Genomic DNA, 17,800 nt, shown 5'->3' with positions numbered 1-17,800 from the left:
GGATCTATGACGGCCCCTCAGAGGTGCACCGGTGGAGTCTGGCCAAGCACATCCTCAAAGGCACCGCGACGGAGGCACGTGCATGATGCATGCAGTCGACACGTTCCGCTTGCATGGGCGCACCGCTCTGGTTACCGGGGCCTCCAGCGGCCTCGGCAGGCACTTTGCCCGCCTGCTTGCCAACTGCGGCGCGCACGTCATCACAGCGGCCCGGCGAACCGATCGGCTGGCACAACTGGTCGAAGCGCTTGAAATCGAAGGCCACTCAGCCTGTGCAGTTGCGCTTGACGTGACAAGTGGTCAATCGATCGGCAACGCGTTTGACGAGCTCCATGCGCGCGGCCTGATTCCCAACATCGTGGTCAACTGCGCCGGTGTGGCGGTTTCAGGACCCGCGCTGGAGCAGTCCGAAGCCGAGTGGGACCAGGTCATAGACACCAACCTGAAAGGCGCCTGGCTGGTATCACAAGAGGCAGCCAGACGGTTGGTGAACGCAGGATCGGGCGGCAGCATCATCAACATCGCGTCCATCACTGGCGAGCGTGTAGCTGGCGCGGTGGCGCCTTACTGCGCCTCAAAGGCGGGGCTGATCCACCTTACCCGCGCCATGGCGCTGGAACTGGCGCGCCATCGGATACGCGTCAACGCGCTGGCGCCCGGATACGTGGCGACAGAGCTCAACGCGGACTTTCTCGGCTCCATGGCGGGAGAACGGCTCCGGTGTCGTATTCCGCAGCAGCGTTTTGGCCAACCACAAGATCTCGACGGCCCCCTACTGCTACTCGCCAGCGATGCTGGCAGGCTCATGACGGGTTCGGTCATCGCCGTTGATGGCGGGCATCTGGTGAGTGGTTTATGAATGCACTGAACATGGGGCGTCTTGCCTCTTGGCTACGCACCAACGTGGCAGATTTCGAGGGCGACCTGCAGGCCGAGCCGCTCACTGGCGGCCAATCCAACCCAACCTTCCGGCTCAGCGCCGGAGCCTACCGATGGGTGCTGCGATGCAAGCCGATTGGCACGCTGCTCGCCTCGGCCCACGCCATTGACCGCGAGTTCCGCGTCATGCAGGCGCTTGCCGGCACCGATGTGCCAGTGCCACGTATGCATGCGCTGTGCATGGACGCGTCCGTGATCGGCAGCAGTTTCTACGTCATGGACTACATCGACGGCCGCATCTTTATCGATCCCTCGCTTCCGGGCATGGCACCGGCGCAGCGCACAGCCATCTACGCCGAACTGCAACGGGTGGCCGCCGCCATCCATAAAGTAGACGTTCAGCCCATCGGGCTGTCCGATTTTGGACGGCCACAAAACTATCTGTCGCGGCAGATCGATCGCTGGGTACGGCAGTACCGTGCCAGCGAGACCGAGCACATCGAAGCCATGGAGCAACTGATTGCGTGGTTGTGTTCTCAACCACTTCAAGAGGGCTCGAGCGGACTTATCCATGGCGATTTCCGCATCGACAATGTGATCTTCCATCCAACCGAGCCGCGGGCACTCGCCGTGATCGACTGGGAGTTGTCCACCCTCGGCAATCCGGAGGCAGATTTTGCTTATCACTGCATGGCTTGGCGTGTAACGCCGCAGGAGTTCCGTGGCCTCAAAGGCTATGACATTGCATCCCTCGGGATTCCCGATGAGGCCGAGCACCTGGCGGCCTGGTGCCGCCTGACCGGTCGGGCAAAGCCCGCCAACTGGGAGTTTCTGCTGGCCTTCAACATGTTTCGCATGGCAGCTATTCTGCAAGGCATCCTGGCACGGGCACGTCTTGGCAACGCAGCGGCAGCAGATGCAGAACAGACCGGCCAACGCGCTCGCCGCATGGCCGAAGCCGGCTGGCGGATCGCGCAGCGCCAAATCGAGGATTGAAAGGACACGCGATGGATCTTCTGGGGCATATCCTGGCCGTCACCTTTCCCTTTTTTGCGCTGGTGTTATGCGGCTACGCCGCGGTCAGAAGCCGGCTCCTGCCGACCGAAGCGATTCCCGGACTCAACGTGTTCGTGCTCTATCTGGCACTTCCAGCGATGCTTTTTCGCTTTGCCGCGAACACGCAAATCGCCAGTCTGATGGATGCAGGCACAGCGTTGATTTATCTACTATGCGCACTGGCCATGCTGGCACTCGCGGTAGTGACGACGCACCGCGGCCGCATCGGCTGGAACGACGCATCATTTGGCGCCCTTGTAGCGGCTTTTCCAAATTCCGGTTTCTTGGGCGTACCACTGCTAGTGGCTATGCTCGGCCAACGGGCAGCCGCGCCGTCCATTGTGGCGCTGTCGATCGATATGGTGCTGACCTCATCGCTGTGCATCGCCACGTCGCGATTAGATCGGCACACCGGTCAGGCGGCGGGTACAACGTTTGTCCAGGCTCTGCAGGGGATGGCGCTCAATCCTTTACCGTGGTCAATATTCCTGGGCAGTTTGTCGTCAGGGATGGCACTGGTGCCACCGGAACCCATACTGCAGGTTGTCACGATGCTCGCGCAATCCGCTTCGCCGGTTGCACTTTTCACGCTAGGTTGCATGCTTGCACGCTCGCATGGATCCATTCGGCAGGCTCAGGCATCAGGGTTAGCGCTGCCGATGCGTAGCGACGTAGCGCGCCTAGTAACATACAAACTGCTACTCCACCCCCTACTAGTCCTGGTTGCAGGGCGAGCCGCCATCGCGATTGGCGTGCCGCTCGACCCATACAGTGCCATGGTGCTGGTCCTAGTGGCAGCACTGCCAAGTGCGAGCAACGTGCCGATGTTGGCTGAACGCTTTGGCGCAGACGCTGGACGCGTCGCGCGAATCGTCATGGGAACCACTGCGGCAGGACTTGTGAGCTTTTCGATCATCGCCGTGACCGTGGTGCCCACCACTTTGTTCAGGCCCGGCTGAGGCCGCTGTATGCGCTCCTCTCGTTGGGAGGCTGCAAGAGCGCGAGAATGCCACTAAAGTCGGTTCATCCCCACGCACGCCCAATACGCCCCACCTCATTCAGCACCTCAGCAGGCTGTGACTTGCCATGGGCATTGGCACAGAAATCAGGCCTGCTGCGGTCACCCGCTCAACACCAGCGTCGTCGAAGGCATTAAACCGAGCAAAGCCAACCCTAATGCCACGCCTGCAAGAAATGGCGACCAAAACGGTCTTACGCGCTCGCACGCTGACTTTTCCATGGTCATGCACCATTAGCCGAATCTCCGCTACCGTGGCGCCCGCCTCCACATCTGCTGGTTCAGCATCATCTGCTCCATCATCTGGTAGTGGAGATTCATGAACTGGTCCGACATACATTGGCGTCCTGAAGCGAAACATGGGCACGACTTGCGTAAGGCCGCTGGCGCCGCTCCATCAGTAGGGCAACCCTTCTTCGATAGGCAGAGAAGGGTCGCGCGACCACTCGTTCCAGGAGCCGAGGTAAAGCTGCACATCTTTGATGCCGGCTTCCTCAAGCGCAACGAACGTAGTGGATGCACGCGCCCCTTTGAAGCAGAAAACGATGATCGGCGTATCCCGGTGAATCCCAACCGTCGCACATGGGTCAGAATTCGGTGCAAATCAACACCGAGATGCCCTATGTCTCGTTCCGTACGCGAAACTGCCGTACGCTACTCGGTTTAGTGGGTCTGGAAAAAGAAGGTGTTGTCTCTTTCCGAAACGGCCAGCATCGCGCGCGCTACTTGGCATTTGCCGGTGCTGCAAGCTTTCCGGTTGAGGCGCACGAGACGGAAGCAGCCTTGCTGGCAGTCTACTGCGGCGCATGATTCGAGGTGACCGATCGTGCCTGTCTACTTTCCCAGAACGCTACTGCTTGAAGAAAACCGCCTTGCCGAGCGGGCTGCCGCGTTGCGCCTTGTGTGTGCGCGTAACGATCTGTTCAATCGCCTCGCCCACAAAAATACGGACAGGTTCATCTCCGAACATTCGTTAGAGCTCACTCATCGCTTTCCGAGGGTCCAAGCAATGGAAAGCGCACACCTCACACGGAGCGAAATGGGTAGACTAAATGCACCGGCCGTCGGAGCCCGACTGCCGCTGTGTTAGGTGTAGCTAACTGGGGAATGCCATGAACGAAAGGCCGAATCTGGACGCAGCCGCCCTGCAGATTAAGCAAATTCATTCCGCAGGTGGGAGCCCGCTCACCAAAAACGAGATCGACCTCGTTCAGCGCCATTACGGTTTGCAGATCTACCTGGGAATGCCGCAGACGTCGCGAGTGCTGAAGGATATAGAGTTACTGATGGCGGCGAGCGTGCGAGACCCGGCCGAGCAAGCGATCCGCAAACAGTGCGGCAGGAAGCCGAAATGCGCGCCTACCCAGTACGACGTGTCGCGCCAACGATGGAGCGGACCATACCAGCGGCTGATCAGGCTTCCAGCGCTGCGCAAAGGAACAGGGTACCTCGATCACGCCCTGCTCGAGCGGTTGCTCCTGACCTACCACCTGCAAGGAACCCCTCGCCACAAATTGGTGGCAAAGGTGCTCGACCATTTGGAGCAGCAGCACCCCAAATTGCCCCTCCCTGATCCTCGCACGCTCCGAAGGTTGCTGGCGACGGCCCTACCGAATTCCCCAGGATGATCTGTCCGTTTTTTTGCGACAAGTGAGTGTGAAATGGGTCATGTGAGCCGGAATGGTCCGGACGCTTCCAGGAGCGACACATGGCAACCACCACTCGCAAGGCGCTGCCCCCAAGGAGCGGCAGCGCCAGACGGCATCCGCTCGACATCAGCTACCGGCCTCCCGAGGCCTTGCGCGCTGATCCACTCAACGCACGGCTGCACAACCCGCGCCAGCTCCGGCACCTGGCCGAGAGCATCCAGTCCTTCGGCTTCAACGTCCCGATCCTGATCGACGCCGACGATCGCGTCCTGGCCGGTCACGCCCGCTTGCTCGCGGCCCGGGAACTCGGGCTGCGCCAGGTCCCCACCGTCCGCCTGGAGCACCTGTCGCCCGAGCAAGCGCGCGCCTTCCAGATCGCCGACAACAGGCTAACCGACCTCAGCACCTGGGACGAGCGGCTCCTCGCGGAGCAGTTGCAGGAGCTTGCCGCCGTCGATCTGGATTTCAGCATCGAGGCCACGGGCTTCTCGATGGGCGAAATCGACCTGCGGATCGAGGGCTTGGCAGAGGCGGATCCAGCCGACCCTGCCGATTCCCCGCCCGAACTGGAGGCGCAATCCGTCTCGGTGGTCGGCGACCTGTGGCAACTGGGCGAGCATCGCATCCTGTGTGGGAACGCGCTGGGGGAAGCATCCTATCGCACTCTCATGGCCGGCGACAAAGCCACGATGGTCTTCTCCGATCCGCCCTACAACGTGCCGATCGACGGCTTTGTGGGTGGCAAGGGCAAGATCCGGCATCGGGAATTTGCCATGGCGGTTGGCGAGATGAGTTCTGGCGAGTTCCAGGCTTTCCTGGCCACGGTGGTTGGGCACATGACGGCACACAGCGTGGACGGTGCCCTCCACTACCTCTGCATGGACTGGCGCCATGCCCACGAGCTGCTGGCCGCGGCCGAACAGCCCTATGCCCTCAAGAACCTGGCCGTCTGGGTCAAGGATCGCGCCGGCATGGGCAGCCTCTACCGCAGCCAGCATGAGCTGATCTTCGTCTTCAAGCACGGCAAAGGTCGGCACCGCAACAACGTCGAACTGGGCCGCCACGGCCGCGACCGTTCCAACGTCTGGCACTACCCCAGCATCGTCAGCGACCGCAAAGGCGAGGAAGGCGATCTGCTCGCGCTCCACCCCACCGTCAAACCGATCCGGCTGGTGGCCGACGCCCTTCTGGATGCGTCCGCGCGCGGCGATGTGGTGCTGGACCCGTTCTTGGGTAGCGGCACCACGTTGATGGCCTGCCAACGGGTGGGACGGCGCTGCCGTGGCATGGAACTGGATCCGCGCTACGTCGATGTCGTGATCCGACGCTGGCAACGGGATACCGGGGATGCGGCCATTCACGTCGGCACCGGCCAGACCTTCGCTGCACGCGAGCGGCGCAAGAAACCATCTCGCAGTCAATCCACAACAGATACGGGGAGGTAAATCATGGCGAAGCGCACCAAAGACGGCACGACAGCACCGGGGGCCGCCTCCTATGAGGTCGGCTATGGCAAGCCACCGAAGACGACCCAGTTCCGCAAAGGCGAATCGGGCAACCCGAGGGGGCGTCCCAAGGGGCAGCGCAACTTCGCCACCGAGTTGCGCCTCGCGCTGAGCGAGACCGTGGTCGTTACCGAGCACGGCAAGCGCAAGCGCCTGACCAAGCGCACCGTGATCTGCCGCCAGTTGGCAAACCGTTCGGCGGCTGGGGATCTGGTGGCCATGCGCATGCTGCTGCCATTGCTCGCCCAGGCCGAGGCGGCTGAAGCCAGCGCTGCCACTGCCGAGGCGCCGCTCGATCCCGAACTCGAACGCACCGTGACCCGGGCGCTCTTTGCGCGCCTGGCTGGCCTTCAAGAATCCCCTGAACAGGAGAACTAGCCATGACACGCCAACCTCCACGCGTCACGCCGTTGGAATGGGATCTGCTGCGGCGCAATGATTTCGCCACCTTCGTCGGTGCATCCTTTGATGAACTCAACCCCGGGACGCGGTACTTACATAATTGGCACATCGACGTGATCGCCGACCGCTTGACGCAGTTTGCGGACGGCAAGCTCACGCGCCTGGTCATCATGCTGCCGCCACGTAGCCTGAAGTCCCACTGTGCGAGTGTAAGCCTCGTAGCGTGGCTGCTCGGCCGGGATCCGACCAAGCGGATCATCTGTGCGAGCTATTCGCAGGACCTGGCCGATTTCCATGCGCGTAGCTGCCTCAAGCTGATGCAGTCGAACCTGTACCGGCGCCTGTTTCCTCGTACGCAGCTCAGCCCTGCCCGGCGGGCAGTCGCCGAGTTCTTTACGACCCAGGAAGGCATGCGGCTGGCGACGTCCGTGGGCGGCACGTTGACCGGCAAGGGTGGCGATTACGTCATCATCGACGATCCGCTCAAGCCGGAAGATGCGCTCTCCGATACGCTGCGCAACAACGCCAACGAGTGGTACGACGGTACCGTGATCTCGCGTCTGAACAATAAGGCGACGGGCGGTGTGCTAATCATCATGCAGCGGCTGCACGAGGACGATCTGGTCGGTCATGTGCTCCAGCAGAAAGGCTGGGAAGTGCTGCGACTGCCGGCCATTGCTGAAACGGACGAGGAATACCGGATCGATACCCCGATTGACCCGTGCATCTTCAAGCGCAAGGCCGGCGAGGCGTTGCATCCGGAGCGGGAACCGCTGGAAGTCTTGGCGCAGATTCGCGGGACGCAGGGGGAATATCACTTCGCGGCGCAGTATCAGCAGTTGCCGGCGCCGCGCGGTGGTGCGCTGCTGAAGCGCGAATGGATTCGCTACTACGAACCGCATGAGAAGCCGGCAGAGTTCGATCACATCGTGCAGAGCTGGGATACAGCGGCGAAGGTGACCGAGCTCGCCGATTACTCGGTGTGTACAACATGGGGTATCAAGGGCGAGGAGAACTACCTGTTGGACGTTTATCGAGAGAAGGTGGACTTCCCGGACCTGCGGAAGGCGGCCATCATGCTGGCGGAACGGTACAGTCCGGACTGCGTGCTGGTGGAAGACAAGTCCAGCGGCACACAGCTCATCCAGGAGTTGCCCAGTCACGGCCTCCGGCAGGTGAAGCCTTGCAAGCCGGAAGGTGACAAGTCGGTCCGCTTTTTCGGCACCACAGGCATGTTCGAGACTGGGCAGGTGCTTCTGCCGCGCAGTGCGTATTGGCTAGACAGCTACATCCATGAACTCACGACCTTCCCTGCCTCAAGATACGACGACCAGGTCGATTCCACAACCCAGGCGCTGAGGTGGATACAGTCGAATCCGTTCGATCCCAGCATCATTGGCTACTACCAAGAACTGGTTGAGGGGCGCAAGCGCGGTGAAGAGTGAGGGAAGCGCGCACGAAGAGGGTTCGTACGTGCCGCAATCGGAAGGGACCTCTCGGGATGGTGCGACTATCTCGCAGTCCCTCCAGATTTCCTGGTTCACGCCACGTGCACGTGCGGCTGCTGACGAAATGACTGTGACATTGAGCCCACACAAAGCACGCAAATGACAACGGCGTGGACGCCGCGCGTCGGCTCATTTCCCTAGGACTGTGATTGCGACACGACGATCGCGATCTCGGGCGCGCGGCAACCAACACGTTTGCGCGCTAGGAACACGTTTGCGTAGATGAACTGCTGTTCAGCATACACCTGAGCGGCCATTGCGCCCAACGCCTCTTTCGGCGGGATGAAATAACCCAAATTCCAGCCATACTGCTCGTCGGAGGGTTCTCTCCCTCTGCCCATTAGTCACCCCGCCGAATCCCGTCGAGCAGGGTGATTTTTTTTGCGGGGGCTATGGCCGGAAAGACCGTCGCAGCGGCGGGGACGCCGTTGGCGACGACGATTAGTGCGGCTCCGATGGCAAGGATGACTCCGTCGACGGCCGCTAAACAACGCGGCCGTTCGCAAATCTTCATCTCGGATGGCAGCATCCGGTCTCGGAGCGACGCTAACCGCTGTGGTACCAACGTCGGCTACTGGCCGGTACCGGCAACTGACGCAGTATGGGTCCGCCTCGGACACAGGATGGTTAAGTTGCGCTGAACGTTCGCAGCTTCGTGGCGATTTGCGTGACGAGAGCTTCGGCATCGCGCAATCGGAACACCTCGCCTCGCTGCCTGAAGTATTCGAAAGCCATTGCGTTTGCGCCGCGCAACCCCTCGATGACTTCATCAATAAGCTGTTGACCACTTAGTCCCGTAACGTTCAGTGGAAGCTGCACCACGACCGCTGTAGGCGACTGCTCGCCGTACTGGGGATAGTCGAATTCTGGGGCGCCTTGAGACCCTTTCACTACAAAGACAGCATTGACCAGGGGAGTCTCAACATCACCGGGGCCCCGCAGCTCTTTCAGTATCGCAATCGCGGAGGTGATTGTTACGTGGACCTCCGAACCTTCATGTTCCGGCCCTAGGTATACCGCGCCTATCGAAATCATCAGAACTCTCCCCTAACCCTCGTTGCTGTTATGGAAATGTCGGCTCCTGGCCGTTAGCGGTCAGAGGCGTGCGAGGGTCCTTGCACTATCTCAAGGCTGCCGCAGAGGCTCGAGTTTTCCACTGGCCTTGAGGTCCGCGAATACCGTAGCGGCGAATCCCACTGGTGTCAGCGTGCGGAACGTCTCTGCCGTCCGGGGAAAGCGATAGGACCGCTGGTACTCGCCAGCGGTCCTGACCTGAGTCCCATCGGCGGTTCTTCCAGTGGCGCTGAATCGCATTAGTGAAACTTGATAGCTGAAGTACTTGCCCTGTCCATCCTCGCTAACGGTATGTTCGACTTGAATGACTCGGTTACAGCGGTTGCGCGCTGCCGCTGCAGCGATGACGCGTACCGCGTCATCGTCGCGAGCAACCGTGAGAGGAACTGCCTTGAATCCATCCGCAGACAACTTCTCATAAAGGCTAGATGAAATTTGGCGATTGACCTCATGCCAAAAGCCTTCGATTTTTGGGTCAGCGAAATCGCTGCCAAGGCTTCCGCCGGCCACCACCGCACAACCATTTTGAGCCGAGAGGTAGGCGGGTGTGCCTACCTTTGTCGATTTGTCAGTCGCGCATCCGGCAACTGCAAGACACACGCTGGCTAATACGAGGCTGTTTCTCATTCCAAACCTCTCCAATTGGTGAAAAGCCGAGGGCTACACGCTGGTGTCAACAATGGTGTTCGCTCCTAACGCACCCGCCACCTCGGGCTCAAGTAACAAGTCTTTCATCCGCTAGCCTCAACGCCCGCTTAGCAAGTTCAGTATGGATGCCAGGCTGAAGCGCTTCCGGTTTCCGCGCGCGAGCTGAAAGCTCTCGATTTTTTAGAGGACTTACCGGAGCTTCGACTGACTGACTCGCATCCGTTGAACGAAACGCGATTCCAGCAAGCGCCACCCCCATACCTCCCCCTCATCATAAGTACGAATTGAGTGCTGGTGACCACTATGGCGTCGAAGGGACGCCGGTCCCAATGACATCTCTGAGATTGCTAAGGTCGGAAATCTCGGAGTCTACGAAGTACAGGTCTTCCACTAGGCCCGTCACGTTGTCGCAGATTCCAATGACGGAGTCCCGGCGGAAACGAGTATGAAGGCGGCCCATTCCTCGCTGGGACGCTGCCAGTCACGGCTCGGCCCACATTGTTCCAGTCACGAAATCTGGGGCATCGCATTCGCGCCGGTGATACTGGGATGCAATAGGGATGCGGGTCTGAACTTGCTTGGACCGGAGCATCGGGTTTCGGTCCAAGAAAAATGTGACATCGCGAACCTCTAAGAGGCTGGACTGCCTAAACGTCTGGTGATTCAGCACCTGAAAATTTCCGAGGTAGATAACTTCATCCGCCCCGACATGAAATCTGTAGGTAGGGAAACTGGTCAGACAGAAGGCAGGCTTGGTCAGTGTCGGAACCAGAAAATAGTCACCTTCTCTGAGCTGCAGCGCGTAGACCCGACCATGGTCCACTTCGAAATCGTCCTTTGCCGGCGACTGCATTGGCCACCAAGGACGCGCATAGCGATTCTTTGAGTCAGCGTCTACAAGGGTCAGCCATACAGGCAATCGGCTTGTGATTTCGTCAGTGCTCGTTGAAAAGATGACCATGCCCCTCCCCGACTGCAGGGACGAAACGTCCAGCGGTATGCGGTGCGCTGTACCAGTCTGGCAACCAGCGAGAAGAGACGCTCCAATAATTGTTGCAGTCATCCAGCGGCACGCTGGCCGCCAAATTGATTCTGCCTGCTTGTTGTCGCTTGTCATCTGCTACCTCGAGTCGTCGACGTTAGTGCCGTATCTCAACCTTGCATTTTTCAAGTGCGTCTGCGACTTTGGCTATGTCGTCGCGCTGCCGTTTCTGTTCTCCCGCGCACACCAGAAGCTCGCCTTCCAGCTTCTCAACTATGCTAGCGATACACGAACCATCCGGCTTGCACAGTTTGACCTGTTGTTGGAAGGACTCCGTTTGCGCCTCCCTTGCCTTGGCGTAGGCGACTTTCGTCTCCGCTGCGCTCGAAAATGCGCAAGACAGGCGATAGTAGTAGCCGATAGCCTTGTAGTATGGCTCCGCACTTTCTCGCCCGAGCTCTTCGTGGATAAGCGCTCGTTGCGTCATTGCTGCCGCACACGATGCCCAATAGTCGCTCGGCGACTGCGAGTTCAACACTTGCGCTTGGGCGAAAGTCGCGAGCACTAGGAGAGCGAGGGCGTGCGCGACGCCTCCGAGTTTCCATGGCGTCCTTCGCACGAGTTGATTGGCGGTTGGCATATCAATGCGCTCCGGTTTGTGCGCAGCCACCAACTGCTCGTGCGCCAGCAAGCAAAGCAATCTTGGTTCGCATTTTTATACCCCCTTTTTGCGGATAGTCTGGGTACATTGTCCGGTATCCGAAGCTGCGTATGAGCACAACCGGCTAGGGCGCCGACGTCATCAGCGTTCGCATGGAAGTACCTGTTCCATTGGCGAAGTAGAGCGCGCCGTTTATCGCAGCCATCCCCGGTGCTTTGTTCGAAATCAGCGTGAAGGGCTCAAAGTTCCAATACTTCAGGTCCGACGTGGATACCACGCCAAGGTCTTGCGTAGCATAGAGTCGGCCGTTTGAGACCGCGCATTGCGGACCCAAGACACCTGCGAAAAAGGGGCTGCTGGTCGGCGAAATCCACTGATGCTGCCAAGACTGACCGTCCGCAGACGTCCAGATGTCGGCATAGGCCGTATTCGCCCCATAACCACCGGTCACAACCAGTTGCCCTTGGAAAGGCACAGCGCAAACGTCGGCTCTTCCAGAAAAGGGAGTGCCAAGATACGTCCACGTTGCACCGTCATCTGTCGACTGCCAGACATCGCCCAGGTACGTGCCCGTTGGCGAAACTCCACCAATAGCGTACAAAGCACCATTGAGCTTAACGAGAGCATGACGCTTACGTGCCGGAAACCCTGTGGCGGTCCGCTGCGTCCACGCCACACCGTCGAACTTCCATACGCCGCCGGGGAACACTCCCGTGGTTGTCACCCCGGATGAGTAATAGATGGAAGTTCCGTCGGACGTGGTCGAGAAATTTCTTGTGAATGGCTGTGGTCCTGCGATGCTCTTGATGCCCCAGGTTTTTCCGGCATCTGAAGAGACATAGGTGTCCATCGTGTGCGAATAGAAACCTGCGGTGAGGGACACAAGCTGGCTTCCAATCGCATCCAGCCGGAAGTCGTCCGTCATGGGAAGGTTGGAATTTGCAACCTTCCACGCACTGACCGTAAACAGGCTGGGGTCTGCGACGTCAACAGAGACGGCGTTCGAGACCGACCCGGCGAAGCCATCGAGCGTCAATTGAATCTGGTAAGAAAAGATGCCAGCTTGCGTTGGTGTGCCGGAGACGACGCCGGTTTTGGAATCCAAGGTAATCCCTGGCGGCAACTGGCCTGAGGCCACGGAAAAATTCGTGGAGCCCATGCACGCGGAGGGAACACCCGGCGTGCTGGGCGTTTGCGGCGTGATGGATTTGCCGACGTACAACGCCAATGAAGCGTTGACGAAAGTGAGGTTGGTGTAGACGTTTTTGCCGCCACTGCAATCGTTAGTGGCCCCATCACCACCTCCACCGCATCCTGCGAGCCCGCCACAGACAACAGCAATACTCGCGAGCCAGCTGACGGCACGCACAACGCGCTCCCTGAATATCATCGTTCAGACTCTTATGGTTGCTTTTGTATCTCTCTGTCCAAGTTTGGACAGAGCCTCCCTCCTCCTTGCGAATGAACTAACAATTGGTTTCCTGGGACCGGCGGCAACTCGCCGCGTACCTAACCGATAAAATCGCAAGGATGCCTGCGCATGGCTAGAACGCCGCGCAAACCAGAGAGAGTCTAGCGTGGGCACGACGACGTTATAGAGTCCGCCACACCCTTCTCAAGTTGGGCTTGAAAAGTATCTACCCTGCAGATTTTTCCCAATATCGTTCGGAGCACGTAATTGCGAGGGAGGAGTGTGCTGTCACGAGGCACTGGATACGACAAACAAAGAGCAGGCACCATGTAGATATAAAAATATCTAAAATCTATATTTACATTAAATAATTTCATGCGGCAATTTAACACTGCTGCGAAAAGTCGCTTCGAGCCCACGCTGAAAGGGAGAAATCCCCCCAAGCGATAGCAGCTCATTAACCGCCAACCGCTGTCGACTCGATTGACCGTCGCCTCCCTGTACGTGAGCCGAACATGGAGTCGCCCATCTACCGCAATGGGGTCAGTCGCAGTGCAACCGCCGTGGCCACTGACCCGTGGCTTGATTTGGCCTGCAGTCAGCTTGAGAACCGTCCTCATCGCCCTCCCTGATTTTTGAGATTGGTGACTCGTCCGGCCCACGGCGGGAATCACACGTCTGTCATAACTGTCGTGGACTCTGAATCTGCATTTTCGGCGCCGACCAATGCTGGCACGGTGAAGTCCCCGTGACACATCGGACAGTGCTCGGTCTTTCGTGGTCTGCTGCTTGCTTCGCTCCTCGCGTGCTGTGAGGTCGCACATGCGAGTAACGACTGCGACAACCCTGTTGCTTCGGCCGAAGTCGTGGAACGCGCAGGCCACGAAAGTTCTGCGGCAGAGCGGAGGTTGATTTCGGTCTATTCGCAAGTCCTCGTGGGCCTGAGAAGGGTTGATGCGGAGTACGTTCGCTCATACCCCAATCGCCCACCGTTGCATGTGGCTGCAAGCCTTGTCGCAGCCCAACATACGTGGCTGAACTTGCGCCGGCAGTCCTGCCGTGTCGAACAGCTTGTCATTCTCTCCGGCAACCCAAGCAGAGACGACCAAGCGGCTATTGCGGTCACAGCTTGCGAGGGCAAACTGTCATCCGCTCGAGCGGTCGAACTTGAAAGTCTGGCCAGCTCATACGGTATTACCCTCAACGAGGAACCTGGCGCCGTCCATAGAGCAGACTAGCTCAGGCCGGCCGGGTCGGGCAGCAGTCGGTCAGGAGCGGTCAATTGAGTTGGATGCCGGATATGCTTTCTGCTACCACCGAAGTTCAATGAACGAAGAATGGTGAAGGAGCCGATGAACCCACAGCAATTTTGGTTTCGCTCAACCCAGTTCGAGATTGAGCCAGGCGAAGACGAAGAAACGAATCCTTTATGTTACGGCCGGCAATTTGCTCGGTGGTTGCATGACCGTTTGGTTGCGGAAGGCCGCCTTGTGGAAGAGGTCATTCCCGAAGATTGGGGATGGTGTCTGGTCGTTCAGCGAAAGCCATACTTGCTCTGGGTCGGCTGTGGTAGCGTCCACAACTACGCTTCAACAGAGGCCTCAGACATTCTTCCTCGTGGTAGCGAAGTTGTTTGGTCTTGCACGGTGGTTGCCGAGCAATCACTGTTTGGTCGACTTAGAGGCGTCAACCCCGCTCTGGACATGGATGCGCTATTCCGGCACGTGAAGGCTATCGTTGAGCTCGATGCGTCCAATACCCTCGTGCCCCAGCCATAAGCTGACGCTTTTCAGGTAGCGGTGACATCAGCAAGCCGACATCGACTGGCCGAAAACGAATTGACCGCTTCCGCAGCCAGAAGCGGTCGTTCGGTATGCTTCGGTAACTCATTCTGTGACCGCAGCACAAGTTTTCTCGGGGAGAAATGATGAGCTTCCGTATCGAGCTTGATGTGTCGGTTCGAGAATCCTTCGGTGACTACCGCTACCACATCTATGATGGCGACCGCTTAATCGCTCGTTACTGGCATGACTACCGAGGAGATGAACACGGCATCGAATTTGTAGATGGCTTACGCGAGTCTTGGCCGGTTGGACGAATGGTCGACTTCATCGAGGGTGGGGGCCCAACACCATTGGTGCTGTCGGCCCGTGCTTTGGTCTATCTTGCAGCCAAGCAGGTAAACTGAGGGGGTATGCGCGCGGTTCTGGTTCCGTTCGATGGTGCGCGTTATTTGGCTGTCGATCAAGTCGCGCTGGCCCGTACAGTTGCCGCGCTTCTGCCGCTGATACCGGTAGCGAATGATTCTGATAGCTATTGCTTGGAGCAGACGCTTCGCCCGCTTCTGGAGCGGGCCGTCAATTACCAAGTTAACGCGCCCGTTTCGAGTCGGTCTGAGGTTATCGGCACGCAATATTTTCACGAGCGCAGAGAAGGCACGCTGCCTGAAATATTTACCCTTGAATTCCATGCGGCGTTGTCTCGATTTCTTGTAAGGGTGATGTCTATGCCCTTGGAGGAACCTGAGCTTCAAACTATCGATGGAAAGACGTGGGCATTGATGGAAATGGAGGAGCCAGGGGATTGGCCTGACAAGGTTAAGTATGAATAGCTGGCGATGAGCTCATCGCCGTCCGCTTCCGGCGATGAGCGGGCGCCTCATAGTGCCCTAGGAATTGAGACCATGAAACGTGCCGCTATATTGGCGTTTTTTGCAGCTACGGCTGTTGCAGCCCCAACCTTAGTCCGCGCACAGAATCTGTGCTGGATTGAGCATGTGGTTCAAACCGCTGACGGAGTTGCGCTTCACTTTACGCAGCGCGGCCTGTTCACAATCTCGGTTTCACGTCATGGGAGCCCTGCCAAACAAGAGACGTTCTGGGTTCAGAACGGCGTCGCTTTGCTGCTGACCCCGAATGGCGGGAAAGAGGCAGAAATCGTCCTTTCCACTGGTGATGAGGCACACGCTTTCGAAATGCATTCATCATGCGTGCTTCGGGTGGACAAGCAAGGCGACAATGTCGGCGTTGCGGCAGAAGCAGGCATCTCTATGCCGGGGCGTACGCCCTCTACGCAAAGACATTTTTTCGTTGCTGAGTAGAGATGCCTTACGGAGCAACACTTCCAGTCTGAAATTGGACTGCAACAACCCAAGGCATGCAGATGCGACTAGCAAGCTATCTCGGCAAAAATCTGAAGAGCGACTCTGTCATAGAGGTGCTGGAGCACTTTGACATGGACGTTATCTATAACTTCGACCGCCTGCATGAAAACACTGCAGATAGCTACAGTTCGTCTGCGGAGTCGGCTGGCTTTGAGTTTGGCTTCGACGAGCGGCAAGTCCTTTCCGTTATCTGGTGCTACATCCGATCTCGTTCCAGATTTTCCGCAATCAATAAGGATGTCATAGGGGCTCCCTGCTTCCACGACTTTGCTGCAGCCAAGTTTCATGCCGTGAAAGCTGGCATCAAGACGTCACAGTCGAAGGACGATGACGCGTGGATTCGATTTGTAAGCGTGGCCTGATGGCCGTCTTGCTTTAGCATGCGATCTTCTGACACGAGGATCGACAGCATGCCGCTGGAGCCGCTTTACGTTACGAACCGGGTCGTTGCCATCATCCTGCCCAAGGCGCCGTTCGTCGAATGGATCAACGCGACCGATCCCACTCCAGCCAATGCCACCGTCACGTTCGAGGATGCGCGCGAGGAACCATCCGCGTTCCTGATTCCCACGGATGACACCGATGATCTGGATCAGCCAGGCAAGCGCTGGATTCAGCGGAACTGGAAGGTGGTTTTCGAGCAGTTGCTGGAGGACTGGTATGTCGATCCAGATCTATGGCCGCGCAACCGGACGCTCAAGATGTTCCGTGAGTGGTGCGAGGTTTGCATCCACACCATTGTTCTGGACTACGCCGATACGCCGCTTGAGTACGACGACTGATCCAGATGCCACGGCAGCAGTTCGTCGATCCGGTTGATCGGATGGTCTGCAATGCGCGTAAGCACGGCGCGCAGATACGCTTCAGGATCGATGCCGTTGAGCTTGGCTGTGCCGATCAGGCTGTAGATGGCAGCCGCGCGTTCACCGCCCGAGTCGGCGCCAGCGAACAGGTAATTCCGCCGTCCGATGGCCACGCCGCGCAGCGCACGTTCAACCGGCAAGTTGTCGATCTCCAGGTGCCCATCGTCGCAATAGCGCGTGAGTGCCTCCCACCGATTCAGCGCATAGAGGATCGCCCGGCTCGTGTCGGATTTGCGCGAGAGTGTTTCCAGCGTGGCACTCAGCCACGCATGGAGTTGGTCGAGCAAGGGCTTGGCGTGCGTTTGCCGGTACGCTCGCCGCTCATCGGGCGGTTTCCCCTGGATCGCTTCTTCAACCTTGTACAGCGCGCCGATGCGTTCCAGCGCTCCGGTATTCAAGGCATTCGGCCGCGCAGCATGCAATTCGTAGAACTGCCGTCGGGCGTGAGCCCAGCAAGCGGCTTCGGCCACCCGTCCGGTTTCGTAGATCGCCTGGTAACCGCCATAGGCATCGGCCTGCAGCGTGCCGTTGAACGATGCGAGGTGTCGCTGCGGATGGATGCCCTTGCGGTCGGGTGTATAGGCGAACCAGACGGCCGGTGGTGTCGTGTCGCCTGAGTTCCGGTCGTCGCGCACGTAGACCCACAGCCGACCGGTTTTCGTTTTGCCATTGCCCGGTGCCAGCACCGGTACCGGCGTATCGTCGGCATGCAGTTTCGTGGCTGCCATGACGTGCTGGCGTAACGCGTCGACCAGCGGCTGCAGCAGGTTCGCGCTGTGGCCGACCCATTTCGCTAGCAGCGAGCGATCCAGATCGACGCCCTCGCGCGCATAGATCACCGACTGGCGATACAGCGGCAGATGGTCCGCGAACTTCGAGACGAGTACATGGGCCAGCAAGCCCGGACCAGCCAGGCCTCGCTCGATGGGGCGGCTCGGCGCAGCGGCTTGTGCGATGTGGTCGCAGCACGTGCACGCCAGT

Annotated in this window: 20 protein-coding genes and 2 pseudogenes; 15 read left to right on the top strand and 7 right to left on the bottom strand. The window is 58.9% G+C overall.

The window, feature by feature from the left end; all coding sequences use genetic code 11:
* The first annotated feature begins 82 nt into the window (after positions 1–82).
* The 3 genes from PSUB009319_RS22350 to PSUB009319_RS22340 are packed head-to-tail and all read left to right on the top strand — an operon-like array spanning position 83 to position 2,894.
* Positions 83–859, top strand: coding sequence for an SDR family NAD(P)-dependent oxidoreductase (locus tag PSUB009319_RS22350; RefSeq protein ID WP_124384360.1), 777 nt, complete (start codon positions 83–85; stop codon positions 857–859).
* On the top strand, positions 856–1,875 hold the full coding sequence (locus tag PSUB009319_RS22345; protein WP_124384359.1) for a phosphotransferase: 1,020 nt from the start codon (positions 856–858) through the stop codon (positions 1,873–1,875). The genes PSUB009319_RS22350 and PSUB009319_RS22345 overlap by 4 nt, the downstream gene beginning before the upstream one ends.
* An 11-nt stretch (positions 1,876–1,886) precedes the next feature.
* Entirely contained in the window at positions 1,887–2,894 is a 1,008-nt protein-coding gene (locus tag PSUB009319_RS22340; RefSeq protein WP_374704226.1) for an AEC family transporter, read from the top strand.
* A 456-nt stretch (positions 2,895–3,350) separates the two neighbouring features.
* Here the strand turns inward: PSUB009319_RS22340 and PSUB009319_RS22335 are convergent.
* A pseudogene (locus PSUB009319_RS22335) lies at positions 3,351–3,536 on the bottom strand (sulfurtransferase); the annotation flags it as partial.
* Positions 3,537–3,565: 29 nt separating this feature from the next.
* On the opposite strand from PSUB009319_RS22335, the pseudogene PSUB009319_RS22330 reads away from it, so the two are divergent.
* From PSUB009319_RS22330 to terL, 5 genes and pseudogenes are all read left to right on the top strand, one after another.
* Positions 3,566–3,763, top strand: a pseudogene (locus tag PSUB009319_RS22330) (hypothetical protein); the annotation flags it as partial.
* Positions 3,764–4,065: 302 nt separating this feature from the next.
* Complete coding sequence (locus PSUB009319_RS22325) at positions 4,066–4,581, top strand: hypothetical protein (RefSeq protein ID WP_124384358.1); 516 nt, start codon at positions 4,066–4,068, stop codon at positions 4,579–4,581.
* A gap of 80 nt (positions 4,582–4,661) precedes the next feature.
* Positions 4,662–6,047 carry a DNA methyltransferase gene (locus tag PSUB009319_RS22320; protein WP_124384357.1) on the top strand — a complete coding sequence of 462 codons (1,386 nt, stop codon included), beginning with the start codon at positions 4,662–4,664 and terminating at the stop codon, positions 6,045–6,047.
* A 3-nt stretch (positions 6,048–6,050) separates the two neighbouring features.
* Complete coding sequence (locus PSUB009319_RS22315; protein ID WP_124384356.1) at positions 6,051–6,485, top strand: DUF5681 domain-containing protein; 435 nt, start codon at positions 6,051–6,053, stop codon at positions 6,483–6,485.
* A gap of 2 nt (positions 6,486–6,487) precedes the next feature.
* Complete coding sequence (gene terL / locus PSUB009319_RS22310) at positions 6,488–7,954, top strand: phage terminase large subunit (protein ID WP_124384355.1); 1,467 nt, start codon at positions 6,488–6,490, stop codon at positions 7,952–7,954.
* Between the two features lie 690 nt (positions 7,955–8,644).
* Here terL and PSUB009319_RS22305 read toward each other — a convergent pair.
* The 5 genes from PSUB009319_RS22305 to PSUB009319_RS22285 form a co-directional block, all read right to left on the bottom strand.
* The gene (locus PSUB009319_RS22305) at positions 8,645–9,052 is read right to left on the bottom strand and encodes a hypothetical protein (protein ID WP_124384354.1); all 408 of its coding nucleotides are present in this window, start codon (positions 9,050–9,052) and stop codon (positions 8,645–8,647) included.
* Between the two features lie 90 nt (positions 9,053–9,142).
* Complete coding sequence (locus tag PSUB009319_RS22300; RefSeq protein WP_124384353.1) at positions 9,143–9,718, bottom strand: hypothetical protein; 576 nt, start codon at positions 9,716–9,718, stop codon at positions 9,143–9,145.
* Between the two features lie 502 nt (positions 9,719–10,220).
* Positions 10,221–10,700: a hypothetical protein gene (locus PSUB009319_RS22295; protein ID WP_124384352.1), complete on the bottom strand. Its 480-nt coding sequence runs from the start codon at positions 10,698–10,700 to the stop codon at positions 10,221–10,223.
* Positions 10,701–10,878: 178 nt separating this feature from the next.
* Positions 10,879–11,412 (bottom strand): hypothetical protein, encoded by a 534-nt coding sequence (locus PSUB009319_RS22290; RefSeq protein ID WP_124384351.1) that lies wholly within the window; start codon positions 11,410–11,412, stop codon positions 10,879–10,881.
* 94 nt (positions 11,413–11,506) lie between these two features.
* Entirely contained in the window at positions 11,507–12,751 is a 1,245-nt protein-coding gene (locus tag PSUB009319_RS22285) for an Ig domain-containing protein (protein ID WP_185453536.1), read from the bottom strand.
* A 797-nt stretch (positions 12,752–13,548) separates the two neighbouring features.
* Here PSUB009319_RS22285 and PSUB009319_RS23510 point away from each other — a divergent pair.
* The 7 genes from PSUB009319_RS23510 to PSUB009319_RS22250 all read left to right on the top strand — a co-directional run bounded on the left by PSUB009319_RS23510 (position 13,549) and on the right by PSUB009319_RS22250 (position 16,738).
* Positions 13,549–14,031 (top strand): lysozyme inhibitor LprI family protein, encoded by a 483-nt coding sequence (locus PSUB009319_RS23510; RefSeq protein WP_124384363.1) that lies wholly within the window; start codon positions 13,549–13,551, stop codon positions 14,029–14,031.
* 99 nt (positions 14,032–14,130) lie between these two features.
* Positions 14,131–14,571 (top strand): hypothetical protein, encoded by a 441-nt coding sequence (locus tag PSUB009319_RS22275; RefSeq protein ID WP_221620982.1) that lies wholly within the window; start codon positions 14,131–14,133, stop codon positions 14,569–14,571.
* 146 nt (positions 14,572–14,717) lie between these two features.
* A complete protein-coding gene (locus tag PSUB009319_RS22270) occupies positions 14,718–14,981 on the top strand; it encodes a hypothetical protein (protein WP_260393120.1) in 264 nt (87 codons plus the stop codon).
* Positions 14,982–14,987: 6 nt separating this feature from the next.
* On the top strand, positions 14,988–15,404 hold the full coding sequence (locus PSUB009319_RS22265; protein WP_124384349.1) for a hypothetical protein: 417 nt from the start codon (positions 14,988–14,990) through the stop codon (positions 15,402–15,404).
* Positions 15,405–15,476: 72 nt separating this feature from the next.
* Entirely contained in the window at positions 15,477–15,893 is a 417-nt protein-coding gene (locus PSUB009319_RS22260; protein ID WP_124384348.1) for a hypothetical protein, read from the top strand.
* 62 nt (positions 15,894–15,955) lie between these two features.
* Complete coding sequence (locus PSUB009319_RS22255) at positions 15,956–16,318, top strand: hypothetical protein (RefSeq protein ID WP_124384347.1); 363 nt, start codon at positions 15,956–15,958, stop codon at positions 16,316–16,318.
* A 48-nt stretch (positions 16,319–16,366) separates the two neighbouring features.
* On the top strand, positions 16,367–16,738 hold the full coding sequence (locus PSUB009319_RS22250) for a hypothetical protein (RefSeq protein WP_124384346.1): 372 nt from the start codon (positions 16,367–16,369) through the stop codon (positions 16,736–16,738).
* Here PSUB009319_RS22250 and PSUB009319_RS22245 read toward each other — a convergent pair.
* Positions 16,705–17,800: IS66 family transposase (locus tag PSUB009319_RS22245; RefSeq protein ID WP_124384345.1), on the bottom strand; the 1,096-nt coding region annotated here is incomplete at its 5' end. The two genes, PSUB009319_RS22250 and PSUB009319_RS22245, sit on opposite strands and share 34 nt — an antisense overlap.

This window comes from Ralstonia sp. SET104, from assembly GCF_003851545.1.
Lineage (GTDB): Bacteria > Pseudomonadota > Gammaproteobacteria > Burkholderiales > Burkholderiaceae > Ralstonia.
Note: the sequence above shows the minus strand (reverse complement) of the source record. Positions and strands in the feature narration are given on the sequence as shown.

Coding starts and splice junctions, on each gene's coding strand:
- PSUB009319_RS22270 (WP_260393120.1), top strand. CDS start 14,718: ATGATGAGCTTCCGTATCGAGCTTGATGTGTCGGTTCGAGAATCCTTC.
- PSUB009319_RS22315 (WP_124384356.1), top strand. CDS start 6,051: ATGGCGAAGCGCACCAAAGACGGCACGACAGCACCGGGGGCCGCCTCC.
- PSUB009319_RS22325 (WP_124384358.1), top strand. CDS start 4,066: ATGAACGAAAGGCCGAATCTGGACGCAGCCGCCCTGCAGATTAAGCAA.
- PSUB009319_RS22255 (WP_124384347.1), top strand. CDS start 15,956: ATGCGACTAGCAAGCTATCTCGGCAAAAATCTGAAGAGCGACTCTGTC.
- PSUB009319_RS22350 (WP_124384360.1), top strand. CDS start 83: ATGATGCATGCAGTCGACACGTTCCGCTTGCATGGGCGCACCGCTCTG.
- PSUB009319_RS22250 (WP_124384346.1), top strand. CDS start 16,367: ATGCCGCTGGAGCCGCTTTACGTTACGAACCGGGTCGTTGCCATCATC.
- PSUB009319_RS22340 (WP_374704226.1), top strand. CDS start 1,887: ATGGATCTTCTGGGGCATATCCTGGCCGTCACCTTTCCCTTTTTTGCG.
- PSUB009319_RS22260 (WP_124384348.1), top strand. CDS start 15,477: ATGAAACGTGCCGCTATATTGGCGTTTTTTGCAGCTACGGCTGTTGCA.
- PSUB009319_RS22345 (WP_124384359.1), top strand. CDS start 856: ATGAATGCACTGAACATGGGGCGTCTTGCCTCTTGGCTACGCACCAAC.
- PSUB009319_RS22320 (WP_124384357.1), top strand. CDS start 4,662: ATGGCAACCACCACTCGCAAGGCGCTGCCCCCAAGGAGCGGCAGCGCC.
- PSUB009319_RS22295 (WP_124384352.1), bottom strand. CDS start 10,700: ATGGTCATCTTTTCAACGAGCACTGACGAAATCACAAGCCGATTGCCT.
- PSUB009319_RS22265 (WP_124384349.1), top strand. CDS start 14,988: ATGCGCGCGGTTCTGGTTCCGTTCGATGGTGCGCGTTATTTGGCTGTC.
- terL (WP_124384355.1), top strand. CDS start 6,488: ATGACACGCCAACCTCCACGCGTCACGCCGTTGGAATGGGATCTGCTG.
- PSUB009319_RS22275 (WP_221620982.1), top strand. CDS start 14,131: ATGGTGAAGGAGCCGATGAACCCACAGCAATTTTGGTTTCGCTCAACC.
- PSUB009319_RS22305 (WP_124384354.1), bottom strand. CDS start 9,052: ATGATTTCGATAGGCGCGGTATACCTAGGGCCGGAACATGAAGGTTCG.
- PSUB009319_RS22300 (WP_124384353.1), bottom strand. CDS start 9,718: ATGAGAAACAGCCTCGTATTAGCCAGCGTGTGTCTTGCAGTTGCCGGA.